The organism is Microcoleus sp. AT3-A2 (genome assembly GCF_036705685.1).
Lineage (GTDB): Bacteria > Cyanobacteriota > Cyanobacteriia > Cyanobacteriales > Microcoleaceae > Microcoleus.
The window spans coordinates 14,490-28,887 of the sequence record NZ_JAUBVF010000069.1 but is presented as its reverse complement, the minus strand read 5'-3'; the positions used below and the strand labels follow the sequence as shown (position 1 = coordinate 28,887).

The 14,398-nt window shown below is 45.9% G+C and carries 11 protein-coding genes; 2 read left to right on the top strand and 9 right to left on the bottom strand.

Translation table 11 applies throughout. The annotated features are described in order from the left end of the window. From QUB37_RS25415 to metK, 4 genes are all read right to left on the bottom strand, one after another. The coding region (locus QUB37_RS25415) for a hypothetical protein (RefSeq protein WP_333167437.1) at nucleotides 1-230 on the bottom strand (230 nt) is incomplete at its 3' end. Nucleotides 231-397: 167 nt separating this feature from the next. Continuing rightward, nucleotides 398-2,314, bottom strand: a complete 1,917-nt coding sequence (locus tag QUB37_RS25410; RefSeq protein WP_333167435.1) for a HEAT repeat domain-containing protein — start codon at nucleotides 2,312-2,314, stop codon at nucleotides 398-400. A 471-nt stretch (nucleotides 2,315-2,785) separates the two neighbouring features. Next, nucleotides 2,786-3,961 (bottom strand): family 10 glycosylhydrolase, encoded by a 1,176-nt coding sequence (locus tag QUB37_RS25405; protein WP_333167433.1) that lies wholly within the window; start codon nucleotides 3,959-3,961, stop codon nucleotides 2,786-2,788. A 204-nt stretch (nucleotides 3,962-4,165) separates the two neighbouring features. Continuing rightward, on the bottom strand, nucleotides 4,166-5,428 hold the full coding sequence (metK, locus tag QUB37_RS25400; RefSeq protein WP_333167431.1) for a methionine adenosyltransferase: 1,263 nt from the start codon (nucleotides 5,426-5,428) through the stop codon (nucleotides 4,166-4,168). Nucleotides 5,429-5,730: 302 nt separating this feature from the next. Here metK and QUB37_RS25395 point away from each other — a divergent pair, with 302 nt between their 5' ends. Continuing rightward, nucleotides 5,731-7,455 carry an AAA-like domain-containing protein gene (locus QUB37_RS25395; protein WP_333167429.1) on the top strand — a complete coding sequence of 575 codons (1,725 nt, stop codon included), beginning with the start codon at nucleotides 5,731-5,733 and terminating at the stop codon, nucleotides 7,453-7,455. Nucleotides 7,456-7,547: 92 nt separating this feature from the next. Here the strand turns inward: QUB37_RS25395 and QUB37_RS25390 are convergent, their stop codons facing one another. Continuing rightward, nucleotides 7,548-7,895, bottom strand: a complete 348-nt coding sequence (locus QUB37_RS25390) for a rhodanese-like domain-containing protein (RefSeq protein ID WP_333167428.1) — start codon at nucleotides 7,893-7,895, stop codon at nucleotides 7,548-7,550. An 80-nt stretch (nucleotides 7,896-7,975) separates the two neighbouring features. Beyond that, nucleotides 7,976-8,605 carry a hypothetical protein gene (locus QUB37_RS25385; RefSeq protein WP_333167426.1) on the bottom strand — a complete coding sequence of 210 codons (630 nt, stop codon included), beginning with the start codon at nucleotides 8,603-8,605 and terminating at the stop codon, nucleotides 7,976-7,978. A gap of 196 nt (nucleotides 8,606-8,801) precedes the next feature. On the opposite strand from QUB37_RS25385, the gene rpsD reads away from it, so the two are divergent. Then, nucleotides 8,802-9,410 (top strand): 30S ribosomal protein S4, encoded by a 609-nt coding sequence (gene rpsD / locus QUB37_RS25380; RefSeq protein ID WP_172190738.1) that lies wholly within the window; start codon nucleotides 8,802-8,804, stop codon nucleotides 9,408-9,410. A gap of 236 nt (nucleotides 9,411-9,646) precedes the next feature. Here rpsD and QUB37_RS25375 read toward each other — a convergent pair whose 3' ends face one another. The 3 genes from QUB37_RS25375 to QUB37_RS25365 form a co-directional block, all read right to left on the bottom strand. Continuing rightward, a complete protein-coding gene (locus QUB37_RS25375; protein WP_333167424.1) occupies nucleotides 9,647-10,849 on the bottom strand; it encodes a catalase in 1,203 nt (400 codons plus the stop codon). Nucleotides 10,850-11,047: 198 nt separating this feature from the next. Continuing rightward, nucleotides 11,048-12,694 carry a peroxidase family protein gene (locus QUB37_RS25370; RefSeq protein ID WP_333167421.1) on the bottom strand — a complete coding sequence of 549 codons (1,647 nt, stop codon included), beginning with the start codon at nucleotides 12,692-12,694 and terminating at the stop codon, nucleotides 11,048-11,050. An 84-nt stretch (nucleotides 12,695-12,778) separates the two neighbouring features. Beyond that, nucleotides 12,779-13,801 carry a DUF2235 domain-containing protein gene (locus QUB37_RS25365; protein ID WP_333167419.1) on the bottom strand — a complete coding sequence of 341 codons (1,023 nt, stop codon included), beginning with the start codon at nucleotides 13,799-13,801 and terminating at the stop codon, nucleotides 12,779-12,781. Nucleotides 13,802-14,398 lie beyond the last annotated feature (597 nt).

The window sequence follows — 14,398 nt, the reverse complement described above, 5'->3', positions numbered from 1 at the left end:
TGACAATGCACCCGATTCCTTCGCTTTGGGCTTTGGCTGCCAGCAATGCGACGATTGCTTGACGGTTTTTGTTGAGCGTCCGACAACTTGTTAGCACAGAATGTCACAAATGCAGCAGCCGATTGAGTAGCCCAAAGCTGATATTGTCTGTTGACAATGCACCCGATTCCTTCGCTTTGGGCTTTGGCTGCCAGCAATGCGACGATTGCTTGACGGTTTTTGTTGAGCATCCGACAACTTGTTAGCACAGAATGTCACAAATGCAGCAGCCGATCGAACTTTTGCACCCTGGCGATCGACTTTTGGCATCATTGCCCCGCAAAGACAAGTCTGAGGTGAAGTGTCGTTAGTTGAGTATAACTGTAGGGCTTACGAAAAGAAACCCGGTTTCTGCGACTCAACTGTTGGCGATTGCGAGTTCTGGATTTGCGGTGGTCAATTCGATCGCCAGTGCTAGCTTACCGTCTCTACCCAAAGCTTCATCGGCCAAGTGTACCATCCAGCGATTCGGCTTGGCTTGGGGTCTGGCGGCGAGCACCAACGCCCAAGCTTCCCGTTCTTTGCCACGACCCAACAGCGCAGCACACACAGTCAAAGCTGTGGCCGTTGAACGGCTGATCCCACTTTGGCAGCAGATCAGCAAACAGCCTCCCTGCGACGACTTTTTCAGGGCGAAGTCAATAATTTTCTGTACATCCTCAAGGGTAGGCAAGATTTGATCCGGGTCGTCAACGGGGGTGTCGAGGTCGTTAAATTCCAGGCACATTTGGTTCGGGATTTGACGAAAAGTTTTGGGTTCGGGCACACCCGGACTGCCGATCGAGATCAGGTATTTAATCTCGCGTCGCGCAGGGCGCTCAACAATGTATTGGCTGGCTTCTACTTGCGAAGCAATCAGGATTTCCGGCAATTTTTCACCCGACAAATCTGGGGAAACAGAGGGATCAAAATCAACTGTTTCTGCCTCAGTGTTGACATCCGCCAAGTATTGGACAGCCAGCGCCCGAACGTCAGCAAATTCGCGATTTAAAGCTGTTTCCAGAGCCAAAATAGCAGCCGTTGAGCCAATTTGACCGAGGGATTTAACAGCCTTTTGGCGCACTCCAGAATTTTCGTCCCCCACCAGCCGCACCAAACCTGCCACAGCTTCCTCTGTCCCAATTTCCCCCAAAGCAGCAGCAACTCTCCACCGCACATAAGATTCGCTGTCGCCAATTGCGCTCGCCAGTCCCGCGACCACCATTTTTGGCAATTTAGCATCTCCCTCTGTATCCATGTTCCCAAGGGCAACCGCCGCCCTGCCGCGCACGAAAATATCTCGATCCGAGAGGGATCGGATTACGGCCACCATAGCCGCCTCGCTGCTGATTTCTCCCAAAGCAGAAACTGCACTGCCCCGTACGTCAGAGTCGTTATGTTTGAGGGCTTGTACCAGCCCCGCCACAGCCGTTTCCGTGCCAATTTGTCCCAAGGCCTCGGCGGCCCTCAAAGAAACTGCATAGGAGTCGGGATCATCGTGAAGCAATTCTACTAAGCCGGGTACTGCCTCAGAATCGCCGATTTTCCCCAAAGCCGCCGCCGCCCTAGCGCGGACGATGTGATTTTCGTCTCTGAGGGCATTCAGCAGCCCGGGAACTACCTCAGAGACGCCGATTTTCCCGCAGTTGACGGCGGCCCGCCAGCGCACCTCCGAGTCTTGGTGTTTGAGGGCTTTCAGCAGCGCGGGGACGGCTATTTTCGGGTTAATTTTGCCGAAGGCCCAAACAGCCCAGGCGCGCACCCTAGACTCTGGGTGCTTGATTGCTTTGAGCAGTGCTATGGCGGCTGGTTTCGAGCCAATTTCTCCTAAAGCCCAAGCGGCCCAAGCTTGGATTTGGGAATCTTGGGATTCGAGCGATCGGGCTAATTCAATTACTGCTGCTTCGGAGCCGATTTTCGCGATCGCTCGAATCCCCTCAAGGCGCACTGCACTTTCTTTGTGGTTCAATGCGGCCACCAGCATCGGAATTGCCATATCGGAACTTGTTAGGGCCAGCAGTCGAATTTTGAGCAGCGGCGAAGTGGGGATTTTGTCGATTAATTTTATGGTAGCTGTTTGAAATTCTGGCTTTACCGTTCCTGCTAGCTTCGAGCCGAGTTTTAAATTTACTTTTAGAGCTAATTTTACTGCCCGCAAAGCCAGACTTTGCTGTTCTACTTGCGGCAATATAGTCGCCAGTGTCCGCATCCCTTGTTTTTGTTTCAAATATTTTTGATGGAATTGAGCATCGCTGAGCTGGGGTAGCTGTTGGATGAGGCTTGCTGCTGAGGTCACTGATTTATCCTAATATTTTGGCGAGCGGTTGAGATTGCTCTTTTAAACTGTCTTTAAAAAAGATGGCGTCTACAAAATGCTACTTCTAAAAAAAAGGTTGCACCACTTCTAAAATATGTCTTATTCTACTATTTTTGCAACTCCCCAATTATTAATTATGGGGTTTGTTTGGGCCATCACCTTGACAATTAGTAGCGCTTGCTGATTGGCATCGCTGGGTTTTGAGATAGCCTAACTCTGCTATATCATTTTATAGCAGGTTGGTTTGAAATAGCGATCGGCGCGGTTGACCGAAAGCATCAAGGATACAAGCCCCTGGATTCATCCATCCAGAAATAAATAAAAAACCTGTATCCGATGAAATTTGCCCCCCGAATTTATCCGTGGGGTCAATACTTCAATTCTTTAATCTAAAATCTAAAATCGATTGACCGCAACCAACCAGAAACAGCTTGATTGCGGGACAATCTCTCAACGAGCATAGGGCCCTTTTTTCAAAACCTTAGCCAAAGCGTTATCGTTCTCTCGCAAACCTTCGTAAAAAAACATCACTTCTCCTTGAATCCCGCGAGAGCGGTTGTAAGCAATTACTTGCAACAACAGTTCGGGAGTTATGCTATATTTGGTGCCTCGATTCGTCAACAAAATACCGGGAGACACACACTTTACTTGCTGCCCGCTAAGCTGTCCATCAATAAGTTTATCGACCAATTGTTTGTAAGCATTAAAATCGCGACGATAAAACTGCGGGTGAAGCAGATCCACCAAATTTTTGTCAACCCAAGCTTTAGAATCTTGCAAATATTCCACCAGCCCCCAGTCATAAGGACTCGGCGACATTGATAGCAACAAATCAGGATTAATAGCTTTCACTTCTCGGTGTAAACGAGCTACAAACTCAGTAATAATATTAGCACGCCACTGTAGCCAATGTTGTTCTTTACAATCCGACGGCGCTGCTTTACCGCACTCTTCTAGATAGCGTTTAACCGTTTTTTCGTCGTAACCGCCTTCTACCGGAAACGCAATGCGATCGTCTCCTTGAACCCCGTTCACCGGATAATTCTTAGCAACTTCCAGCATCAACCCCAGCACAAAGTCTTGCACTTCCGGGTCAAGAGAATTCATCCAGTCAAAGTTATTTTTCTTCAGTAAATTGCCGCTGACATCACGGGCGATCCACTCAGGTTTTTTCGCCAGCAAATGACCGCCCTTGCGATTGTAAGAACTCACAAATCCGTATTCAAAACAAGGAATCACTTTTAAACCAACTCTCTTGGCCTCAACACATATTTCTGCTAAGGGGTCGCGACCTTGATAGCGCGAGTCAATTTCCACCCCAAATTTTTCTCGCATAATTTGAGAAGGATAAGCCGTATAACCCTGGCTCCAAATTATAGGAAAAACGGTATTAAATCCCGTATCGGCGAGAAAGTCCATTGCCTCAGCAATTCGCTCTTTAGATGTGAGAACTTTGGAGTCAGTGGTGGTTATCCAAACGCCGCGAATTCCACCAGGATTGTTAGTCGCAAACGAACTTGGCAGCGTTGCTGGATTTGGTGCAGAAAATCCAGTCGTCGCCAACCGCTGTTGGAGGGAAGAGGCAAAACTGCGAATTGCTGATTGGAAAGGTGTGAAAAATCGCATTTATTTATTCTTTTTGTCTTTGAAGGTAGGCACTGCGCCCGCTACGTTATTGATTGGTACAACCCGGTATTATTTATGGATAAGATGCGCCGAAGAACACCCGATATTATTTATGAATAAGGTGCAGAGTACGCACCCTACCTTGATTGGTAGCACCCGATATTATTTATGGATAAGGGGCGCAGTACACGCCCCAAAATTGTACTATCCAGCTACTCCAGACAACTTCTGGCTCAAAGCTTCTTTCAAAAGTTCCGCCTTATCAGTTTCCTCCCAAGGCAAATCTAAATCAGTGCGTCCGAAGTGACCGTAAGCCGCCACATCTTGATAGAAACGGCCGCCTCTTTCGGCAGGCAAATTCTGCAAATTAAAGGCCTGAATGATTCCCGCAGGACGCAGTTCAAAATGCTGCTTCACAACTTCCAAAAGGCGATCGTCATCAACTTTTCCAGTGCCAAAAGTTTCGATCATCATGCTAACAGGCCGCGCAACGCCGATCGCATAACTCAACTGCACTTCGCACTTTTCGGCCAAACCAGCCGCTACGATATTTTTAGCAACGTAGCGACAAGCATAAGCCGCGCTGCGGTCTACCTTGGTGGGGTCTTTCCCAGAAAAAGCGCCGCCACCGTGGCGGGAATAGCCGCCGTAGGTATCCACAATAATTTTGCGACCCGTCAAACCCGAATCTCCTTGAGGCCCGCCGACCACAAATTTGCCTGTGGGGTTGACAAGGAAGCGAGTTTCTGCATCCGGCTTCACGCTAATATCGGCAAACACAGGTTGGACGATAGCAGCCCAAAGGTCTTCTTTGATTTTGGCTTGAACTGCGGCTGTTTCTGTGATGTCGCCGATCGTTTCGGTGTGCTGGGTAGAAATTAAAATTGTATCTATGCCAACAGGTTTGCCATCCTCATAGATGACTGTAACTTGGCTTTTGCCGTCGGGACGTAGGTAAGATAACTGACCGGTTTTGCGGACTGCTGCTAGTTGACGGCAAATCCGGTGCGCTAAACTGATCGGCAGAGGCATCATTTCCGGCGTTTCATTGCAAGCAAAGCCGAACATCAAACCTTGGTCGCCAGCGCCGATGGCGTCTAATTCCTCTTCACTCGATTGTTCCCGGCTTTCGTGGGCTGTATTCACCCCTTGAGCAATATCGGGAGACTGAGAATCAAGAGCCACCAACACCGAGCAGCTATTGGCCGAAAAGCCGTTGTCAGCGTGGATGTAGCCAATATCGGCTATTTTTTTCCGGGCTAATTCTATGTAATTTACCTGAGCTTTAGTGGTAATTTCGCCCGTCAGCAGCATTAAGCCGGTGTTGACGACAACTTCTGCTGCGACGCGGCTTTTGGGGTCTTCAGTCAGTAAGGCATCTAAAATCGTATCTGAAATTTGATCGCAGATTTTATCGGGATGGCCTTCAGTGACCGATTCAGAGGTAAACAGGTAGCGGCGTGACAATGATTATTTCTCCTTAGATAGGGGCTCTTCCTGCGCGACATCGACGACCAACGAGTTATTTTTCAGGTAAAGGCTCAGAATGATCGCGTCTGGGCTACCGTCGAATTTTTGTCGATCTGCAGAGCCGTGTTGAAGCAGGGTTTGAGACTGGGTAAAGTGACACTACTATAGCAAAGTCAGTTCCGGGAAGTCCCTAAAAACTGAGATTTTTTAGGATTGTCGATCGATCTTGGACACGGCTCGTCTATCTCCTAACCTGACAAAGGTAAGATACAGTCAGGGTATCGCCTTGCGGAACGACTATGGCAGGACTCCAAAAATTACCAAACTTGATCCAAACAGTTGCCGACCTAGAATTTCCCGGCGGCCCCATACCGCTTGACTCTCGATTTTATATTGATCGCTCAGGGGCCGAAGCCCTGGCCTTTGCAGAAATTAGCAAACCCGGAGGCCTAGTTCGCATTAAAGCTCCCAAAAAAATGGGCAAAAGTTCGCTGATGCTGCGGATAATTCACGCGGCAGTCGATCGTGAATACCGCACAGTAACTGTAGACTTTCAGCAAGCCGACACAGAGGTTTTTGCTAATTTAGATAAATTTTTGCGCTGGTTTTGTGTCAATGTCGCTCGGCAACTAAAACTCGAATCCAATATTGATGAATGCTGGGATGAAGATATGGGCAGCAAGGTAAGCTGCACTATTTACTTTGAAAACTATTTGCTCGAACAAATTGACAGCCCCATTGTCTTGGTGATTAACGAAATAAATCGAGTATTTGAACGCACCAATATTGCTCAAGATTTTCTGTCAGTGATCCGTTTTTGGTACGAACAAGCTCGCGCTAGCACAACTTGGCAAAAACTCCGCATTGTTGTCATTCATTCGACAGAGATTTATCTTGCTTTGAATGTTAATCAATCTCCATTTAATGTAGGGATGCCGATTCAACTCTCAGAATTCACTGCTGAACAAGTCCAAGATTTGGCGTGCAGATACAGACTAAACTGGAGCGATAGCAATTCGATAGAGCAATTAATGAACATGGTAGGCGGGCATCCTTATTTAGTGCATTTAGCGCTGTATCATCTGGCAATTTTGCAACAAAACCGCCTGTCGGTCGATCGGGATGAGCCTGGGGAGGAACTGGGGCGAGCCGAGTTGGCAGAATTGTTAATAGCAGCTCCTACTCACAGCGGAATTTATAGCGACTACTTGCAAAATCAGTCGATCGCCATTCAACAGCAGCCCGAACTCGCCTCCGCATTCCAACAAGTTGTCGATGCTAAAAATAGCATTCACCTCGGACCTTTGATTGCTTATCAGTTAGAGAGCATGGGACTTGTCAAATTAGAAGGAAATAACTGTAGTTTATCTTGCGAATTATATCGCCTGTATTTTCAAGGACAAAATTTGTGCGAGGACAAGTTGTCGATGGTTGGTTTTGAGGAGTTGCTGCGAGAAAATCAAAGGCTGCAAGCTTTGGTGAATGTGGACGAACTTACTCAAATTGGTAACAGACGATATTTTGATAGTTGCTTGCGAACGGAATGGAAACACATGGCTCGCAATGGGTATCCGATATCTTTAATTTTGTGCGATCTCGATTATTTCAAAATATATAATGATACCTACGGACATCAAGCAGGAGATGAGTGTTTGCGATCGGTAGCTCAGACAATTCGCCGATCGCTCCAGCGTCCTGCTGATGTAGCTGCTCGCTACGGGGGCGAGGAATTCGCTGTGATTTTACCGGAAGCTGATGGATCGGCGGCTCTGGTTGTTGCCGAACAAATTAGAGCGAAAGTGAAAGCTTTGAATATTGTTTTTAACCCCGATTGTGTTGACGGTCTACCTAATTCTGTAGTAACGATTAGTTTGGGAATTGCCAGCGTTGTTCCAAGTGAGGAAAATGATGCGATAACGCTACTACTGGCGGCTGATGAGGCTCTTTATGACTCGAAAAGGCAGGGGCGCGATCGGCTCACTATGAGTAAGCTTTTAAATTTTCGATTTGTTGCTGTTAATTAGCTCATTCTGGGAGAATATAATTCGTTTCTACACATACAAAGTCCGCCCGCGCGGACTCTGAAGAAAGCGATAGTTAAGAATTGGGTTTGATGTTAATAGCGGGGGACGGTTCGATCGACCACCATTGAGTAAGCATCGATGCCACCAACGATATTTTTAACGTTAGTAAATCCTTGAGTGGCTAACCAGTGGCACATTTGAGCCGATCGCACTCCGTGATGGCACAGAACTAGGGTTTCGGTGTCGCGATCAAGTCTAGCGTCAATTTCACCCGACCATTCGGCAAACTCGCTCAACGGAAAAGCTACAAATCCCGGCAGCGCCGCGAGTTCAATTTCGTGAGGTTCCCGCACGTCTACAAGCTGCAATTTCTCCGCATTGGTTTCTGCTAATTGGCGAGCTAATTCTTCGACTGTAATTTGAGCAAAAATTTCTGACATTTGATTAGGAAAAAGTAGTCATAGTCATGAATCAGTCAACAGTCAACCGTTAACAGTCAACAGTCAACTGTTAACAGTGATTAATTGAGGGGCGCAGGCGGTGGAATTAGCTCCACAGGAGGGGTAGGTGCAGGACGCTCGTCCAACTGGCTCACGTTGTCCCTGGGGTCGAGACAAGTGGCGATTAACCGATCAGTGGGAAAGTCGAGCCTGCCGCTCAAACCGACTACGCATTCAGCAAACTGTTGTGGCAATAAACTGCGGCGGCATCCATCGAGCACTACCAGGGGAGCCGCAGGTTGAGTTCGACTTTTGCCGTTAATATTCACTACGCACTTAGCCAATTCTTGGGGACGCCTCACCCGCCGACAGCTAGAGAGCGCTTCGACACCCGGAATATTGGTTTTGCGGTTGATTTGGAGGGCGCATTTAGATATGTCGCGGGGGCGGAGGGCGTCAGCACAAGCGGCGGCGGCGGCCTCTGCCCCCACTCCGGCATCCATTAATTCCAGGGCGCAGACGCGATAGGGATTCCTATTGCGAGGGATTCTAATAGTGATGGCTGATGCTGGCGAGATTGGCAGCGCTGTTGCCAACAAACCGAGTGCTGCTAGCTGCGTGCCGAGAGCCAATATCCAGCGCGCGGTGGGGCTTGAGCCTGTCGCTGCTGGCTTTGGGGAAGAAGTGTGGGAAAAATTGCGGTTGTGCATGGCAGATCGAGTAGTGAGTTTTTTTGGCTGATTGGGGCGATCGATCGATCGGCTTTTCCTTCAGAATTTACCTCACATTATGGCTCGCGCTGCGGTCGATCGTTTTTTTATCGATCTTTGTTGGAATTTTGACCGTTACCAACATATAATATAGAGTCTGCATAAAATTGCATACAGATATTAGAGAGGAAAATAAATGTCTCGATATCGAGGCCCCCGATTGAGAATCGTCCGTCGCCTGAAAGAGTTGCCGGGTCTAACCCGCAAAACTCCCAGACGAGATTATCCGCCTGGACAGCATGGTCAAAACCGCAAAAAGCTCTCTGAGTATGCGGTTCGCTTGCAAGAAAAGCAAAAACTCCGTTTCAATTACGGTGTGACGGAACGCCAACTGCTCCGTTACGTCCGCAAAGCCCGCCGTGTCACGGGCTCCACAGGTCAAGTGTTACTGCAATTTTTGGAAATGCGCTTGGACAATACTGTGTTTCGGATGGGAATGGCTCCAACCATTCCGTCCGCTAGACAATTGGTAAATCACGGTCACATAACTGTCAATGACCGTGAAGTCAATATCGCCAGCTATCAGTGCAAGCCTGGTGATGTAGTTGCGGTGAAAAATAGAGAGCGCTCTCGCACAATGGTAGAAGCTAATCTCAAAGACCCAGGCTTGGCTCACTTGCCGAATCACTTGGAATTTGATAAGCAAAAACTGGTTGGCAAAGTTAATGGCGTTATCGAACGCGAGTGGATAGCTCTACAGATTAACGAACTGCTAGTCGTGGAATACTACTCACGGCAAGCTTAAGTTATTAGTCATCAGTCGTTGGTCATTAGTCATCAGTTGGTTGCTAGCAGAATAATTAATAATTGGGTACGAACCCAGTTATTGATTAATTGCTACTGAATAATGAGGACTAAAGACTGATAACTAAAAATTCATAATTTTCAACATTCCCACCCCCTAAAAAGGGATGGGATTTTTTGAAGGTTTCGGTTGTTAATATCGTTTCCGGTGGGATGTCCCCGACAAAAATTATTCCCTTAAAAAGTTTCTTCTCCGGTTGGTTCCTGGTGGACAAGACCTCGCTTTTGAAGGCGATAATTCGCTACAACGGGGTAAACAACACCGCGTATCCGATTGATCGCACCTACTGGACGATGAACTGCTAAGCCGTTCCAGGGAGAATATCTCAGGTTTTCGTTGAAATCAGATTGTTTTTCATAATCAATAATCTGATGCTTGACGGTGAGACGACCTATTCTCAAGAAGGGTGATTCTTTTTCCTTCCAGACATTGATGCCATCGTCGATCGGCATTTTTAGGCTGGTTTGGAACTGAATGCCAAAATCCCAACAGTATTGGGCATCAGGTTTCGCCAAGGCTTGAATTAGATCGTCCCTGTAATAATTATCTGGTTTATTGGGATCTAAACCCAAGGCTTTAGCGCGATCGACAAAAGGAATTTTAGGAATTCCCGGTCGAGATTGTTCTGGAATTATCTCGTGCGGTGGTTTGCATGAAACCGGAGTAAACCCATACTTAATTACCGCAGGATATTCGACAGGAACTAGACCAGGCTGGGAGGGATCGAAACCGGGATTGAGACCCAAAGCAGAGGGTGAACCGCTCCAATATTTGGCTGTTAGCAAACTCTTCGGAGTCCGGCTACCCGTAAGCGTTGAGACCGCTAGAAAGTGTCTGGGATGTCGGATTAGCCACTTTTTCAATGTCTCTGGTGATTCAACCAGAGCCGAAAAAAAGCCGTAGTAATCTTTGATGGTTTGGCTCACAAATATTTCTGAATTGTGAACAATGATGTCCTGGGTTTTTGACTCATGGCTTTGCGCGAGTCGTTCCCCTTCCACCCCCATCACTTTCAGTGAGATTGAGCGCGAATCTTTTTGGTAATCAGGGTATACTTTGGTAGCCCCGTTAGCAAATCGCAACCAAACAGGATATTGTTTGGGTTTTGCTAGCAAACCTTGCTTAAGGGAAATAGCATTGAGTTGCGAAGAAGTTAACGAAGCGCGTTTGCCCAATTCTCGTTTAATCGCTTCCTCATCAAAGTCAAAAATTTCCAGAGTTCCTTTAACGCAAGCATGAGTTTTGGCGTGAGTATCTCGCAGCGCCCGCTCCTTATTGCCGTAAAGATTATCCATCCGAAGCTTGGCCTGCTCAACCAAAAGATCGTAATATTTGCGTTCGTCTTGTTCGGGATATTCGGTAAATAACTTTTTGTTCATAACATAACCTTCGGTTAATCGCTAAAAAAGGTTCTACACAAACCGTTGCATCTGTTAAGCAGTATAACTGCTGGTGCAATTGCTCCCGAATTGCCGTAGGCGATCGCTTGCGAAAATATCGCCTTTTTCTTCCTCATTTTTGAGGGCGCAGGTGTCTTTGCGCCCCCACTACCTTGAGTCTTAGTTGTCAGCTACAACTTAAAGCTCGAAGGAGACTTTGTACTTGGGATCGCTTGGAGGAACATTACGATTCACTAAATCAGAGACTGTTTTGGTATTTTGGATAATTTCCCAACCAACCTCAGAAAAAGTTTCCTTATTGAAGACTTTAGGCGATAACAAAGGATTAGTTAAAGCCTGGGAGAAAGCATCAATGCCAATTATCCGTGCTACTAAAGGCGGAATTGCTGAATTTTTCCGGACATCTTCAGCATACAATCCGACAAATAGTTCAATCTTATCAACATGACCGTACAAATCTTTTAATTTTTGTTGAGCGTATTCGTCACCCGTAATTTGATTGAAATCAGTCACCCTGGGATAACCACACATTTCGCGGTAATCGTTATAACTGGCTAACTGCGCCTGCCGTCCGAGTTTAATAGATGCTAGTTCGGTAGCATCAATAAATGTATAGGGTGTTCCTGCAATCTTAAAATCAGGTGTGTTAAACAAACCAATTCTAGTGCCTGGTTGGGAACAAGTTTCTTCCATCAATGCACCCAACCCTTTATCTATTAACATCTGATTATTCCAGAGGGAATCGTACATGGATTTTTCTTTACCGTCATAGATAAAGGTTTCAGGAACTGCACTATGCCAGCGATAGACAAAACTAAACTCAATCGCCATCCAATTTTCTCGATACCAACTTTCCTTGGTAAAAGCTTCAGGATCGGCAAAGAACCTAAAATTATAGGGCGTAATGTGGAAAATGTACTCTTCCATAATGATATTGAGAACAATCACCATGAGAATATTTCTCGCGGTTTGGAAGAGCCTCTCATCGTCCCATTGCGGATAGCTTTTGGACAAAACATCACAAATTCGATTATGCTCCCTGATACATAAAGTGTTGAGCATGACATAGCCAACTTGGACGTTTGCCCGTTCAACTCCCATTGCAAATAGCTTGCTTTTCTTTTCGGGGGGTTGTCTTTTCTCATCATTAAGGGGTGCATGAAGACCTTCAAATTGAGGATCGATAATACCCTGCTCAGGATCGGCATAATAAAAGAGTGGATACTCTTCTTCTACGCCATCTTGGCGCTTGAGTTTTTGGGTTTTAAATTTACCGTCTTTGAAAGCTCTGAGCATATTTGTTTGTTTGCGGGTCAACCCGTAAACATTACACATATCAATCTGATGGTTGGAGGTATTTTTGAAGCGGTTTTGCTGATCTATCCGCAGAAAACTATCTGTAAACCATTGCACCCAATAGGGAAAGAGCAGAGTCGATTTTTCCGAATAAATGGTTTTTCCATCTCTTTTTTGGAATAAGGTCTTTAATTTGTCCAGTGGTGGTAAATTCCCTTCTTTGTTAAATTCTGGGTCAGGAGGTAAATGTCGCCCAGTATAAGTCTTGTCTGTAAGTGAATCCCAAGAGATATAGGTATCAGTTTTCTTGGGAATATCTGTCCCTGGAATTTTGGGATCTAAGCCCATTAAGCTATAGGGAAGCGGGCGAGTCGGAAGTTTGTAAATGATACTATTGAGAAAAAATTTGTTTAGTTTACGTTTCAGAGGCTCGTAACTTTGAACTAAATCCCAAATTGGCTTGAAATGAGTCAACGTATATGCTAAAGCTTTGTTGCTCAATCCATCTCTAGATGTATCTCTTGTCATGATTGCTTTTCCTTTCGAGTGTTGGAGATTAGATAGATTACAAACTCTTCTTATGTTCGGTTCTGAGAGCTTGATAAAGTTTTATCATTTTTCTATATTCTCAATTACTTTGGAGAGAATTTTTTGCAGATTCTTAGGTCGATAGTCTGGGCGTTTTTTCAATCGATTGATCGTGCTTTCGTGAAGATCCTCAATAGCATCGCCCACCTCGCGGAACTTGATTCCTGCCAATTGGAAGAACCCAGGATTGTTTTTAAAATCAATCTCATAATTGGGATTGATACCTGTGGGAATGGCACTTATATCGAATTCAAGCCCCAATCCAAGGTTACGGGTTGAATCGATCATCCATTGTAAGGCGGCATCTGATAAACCGCTGTATTCTTTCGTTCCACCGCCGATGCAGATATGCGAGCCGGGAAACCAAACTTGAATAACCCGCTGGTTCTCAACATCAGGATTTTTTTTCATAGGCGTAACATCAAAGATTTCGCGAACTTCGTCGATCGCCACGGCGTGCAACGCATTTTGAATTAACTTATTTAAAGTGGTGTCGTGGAATCTGTACCTTTTCTTGAGCTGTTCGTCATACTTCTTGAAGGCGGGTAGAGTAGGAATACCAAGGGCTCCAACGGTGTCGAAACAACCAAGCAAGGTAATCGGGACGCGATCGCCGTAATCTTCGCGGTAATTGGCTGCTACCCGATCCTTTGGTTTAATGTCTCGTGTACGGTAAAGCTCGTAAGCTTCTGATGCCCTGGTAATATGAGGGCGGGATAGGAGACCGGAGCAATAAATCATCCCGGTTAGACTCCTGACTGTGTAAGCACCGCGACTGAACCCGAATAGATATATTTCGTCACCCTTCTCATAGTTGAGAGAAAGAAAACGATAGGCATCTTGTATATTTTTATCGATTCCCAGTCCAGTGGCTCCGCCCAAAATCTTGTTACTATCCGATCCAATTCCCTCGTCATAAAACACGATCTGCGGAACCCCATCACTGCCACTCGATTTCACTGCCTGGGCAAGCTTAATCACATTACTTGGGTAACTACTATTGAGTTGTTGCCAAGTTCCATCACAGCAAACAATCAGACGTTTCATTTTTAAGTTCTCTCTTTGAATTTGAAAGTTGAGAGCGACCTGTCTTTGGTAATCGGTTACAAGAGAATTGCCAATTCCGGTTTTTCTGTCGCGTCAGGCGAGCCCTGCTAGTTTTTGGCTCGAAAGTGTTATGTGGCTGGGCAATCTTTAACTATTTCGATTGTCAGGATATTAGTCCCAAAACACCATCTATTTGAGTTTGTTGTATTAAAATGTTAATATTATTAATATTCCTTAACTTAAAAAAATCAGAGCGTGTAATCGTAGGTTTGCTTCTGGGAAAATGCTAGATTCTCCTAAAACGTAAAAAATTTAGAGCGTGTAATCGTAGGTTTGCTTCTGGGAAAATGAGCGATTTTCCTACTAACAGGAGTAGTGATCCGACGCCCTAGCTAACAAACCTTTAAAGACATTTACGCTCTGCCTTGTCAGCTTATAAAACAGCTATATCTTATCGATTTGTCTGTAGGCTGCAAGATAATAATGAGGTATTTGTTGCACAAGTAGCAGGTTCAATGCTCTGTTTGAGGCTAAATTTTGTTTCAGTCACTCTCAGATTTCCTGCGATGTGGTTGAATTGTTGAACAATATTGGGAT

What these genes read in the sequence shown, in the direction of transcription:
- QUB37_RS25365 (WP_333167419.1), bottom strand. Translation starts at nt 13,801, where the DNA reads ATGAAACGTCTGATTGTTTGCTGTGATGGAACTTGGCAACAACTCAAT.
- QUB37_RS25375 (WP_333167424.1), bottom strand. Translation starts at nt 10,849, where the DNA reads ATGAACAAAAAGTTATTTACCGAATATCCCGAACAAGACGAACGCAAA.
- QUB37_RS25405 (WP_333167433.1), bottom strand. Translation starts at nt 3,961, where the DNA reads ATGCGATTTTTCACACCTTTCCAATCAGCAATTCGCAGTTTTGCCTCT.
- QUB37_RS25370 (WP_333167421.1), bottom strand. Translation starts at nt 12,694, where the DNA reads ATGACAAGAGATACATCTAGAGATGGATTGAGCAACAAAGCTTTAGCA.
- QUB37_RS25390 (WP_333167428.1), bottom strand. Translation starts at nt 7,895, where the DNA reads ATGTCAGAAATTTTTGCTCAAATTACAGTCGAAGAATTAGCTCGCCAA.
- QUB37_RS25395 (WP_333167429.1), top strand. Translation starts at nt 5,731, where the DNA reads ATGGCAGGACTCCAAAAATTACCAAACTTGATCCAAACAGTTGCCGAC.
- rpsD (WP_172190738.1), top strand. Translation starts at nt 8,802, where the DNA reads ATGTCTCGATATCGAGGCCCCCGATTGAGAATCGTCCGTCGCCTGAAA.
- QUB37_RS25385 (WP_333167426.1), bottom strand. Translation starts at nt 8,605, where the DNA reads ATGCACAACCGCAATTTTTCCCACACTTCTTCCCCAAAGCCAGCAGCG.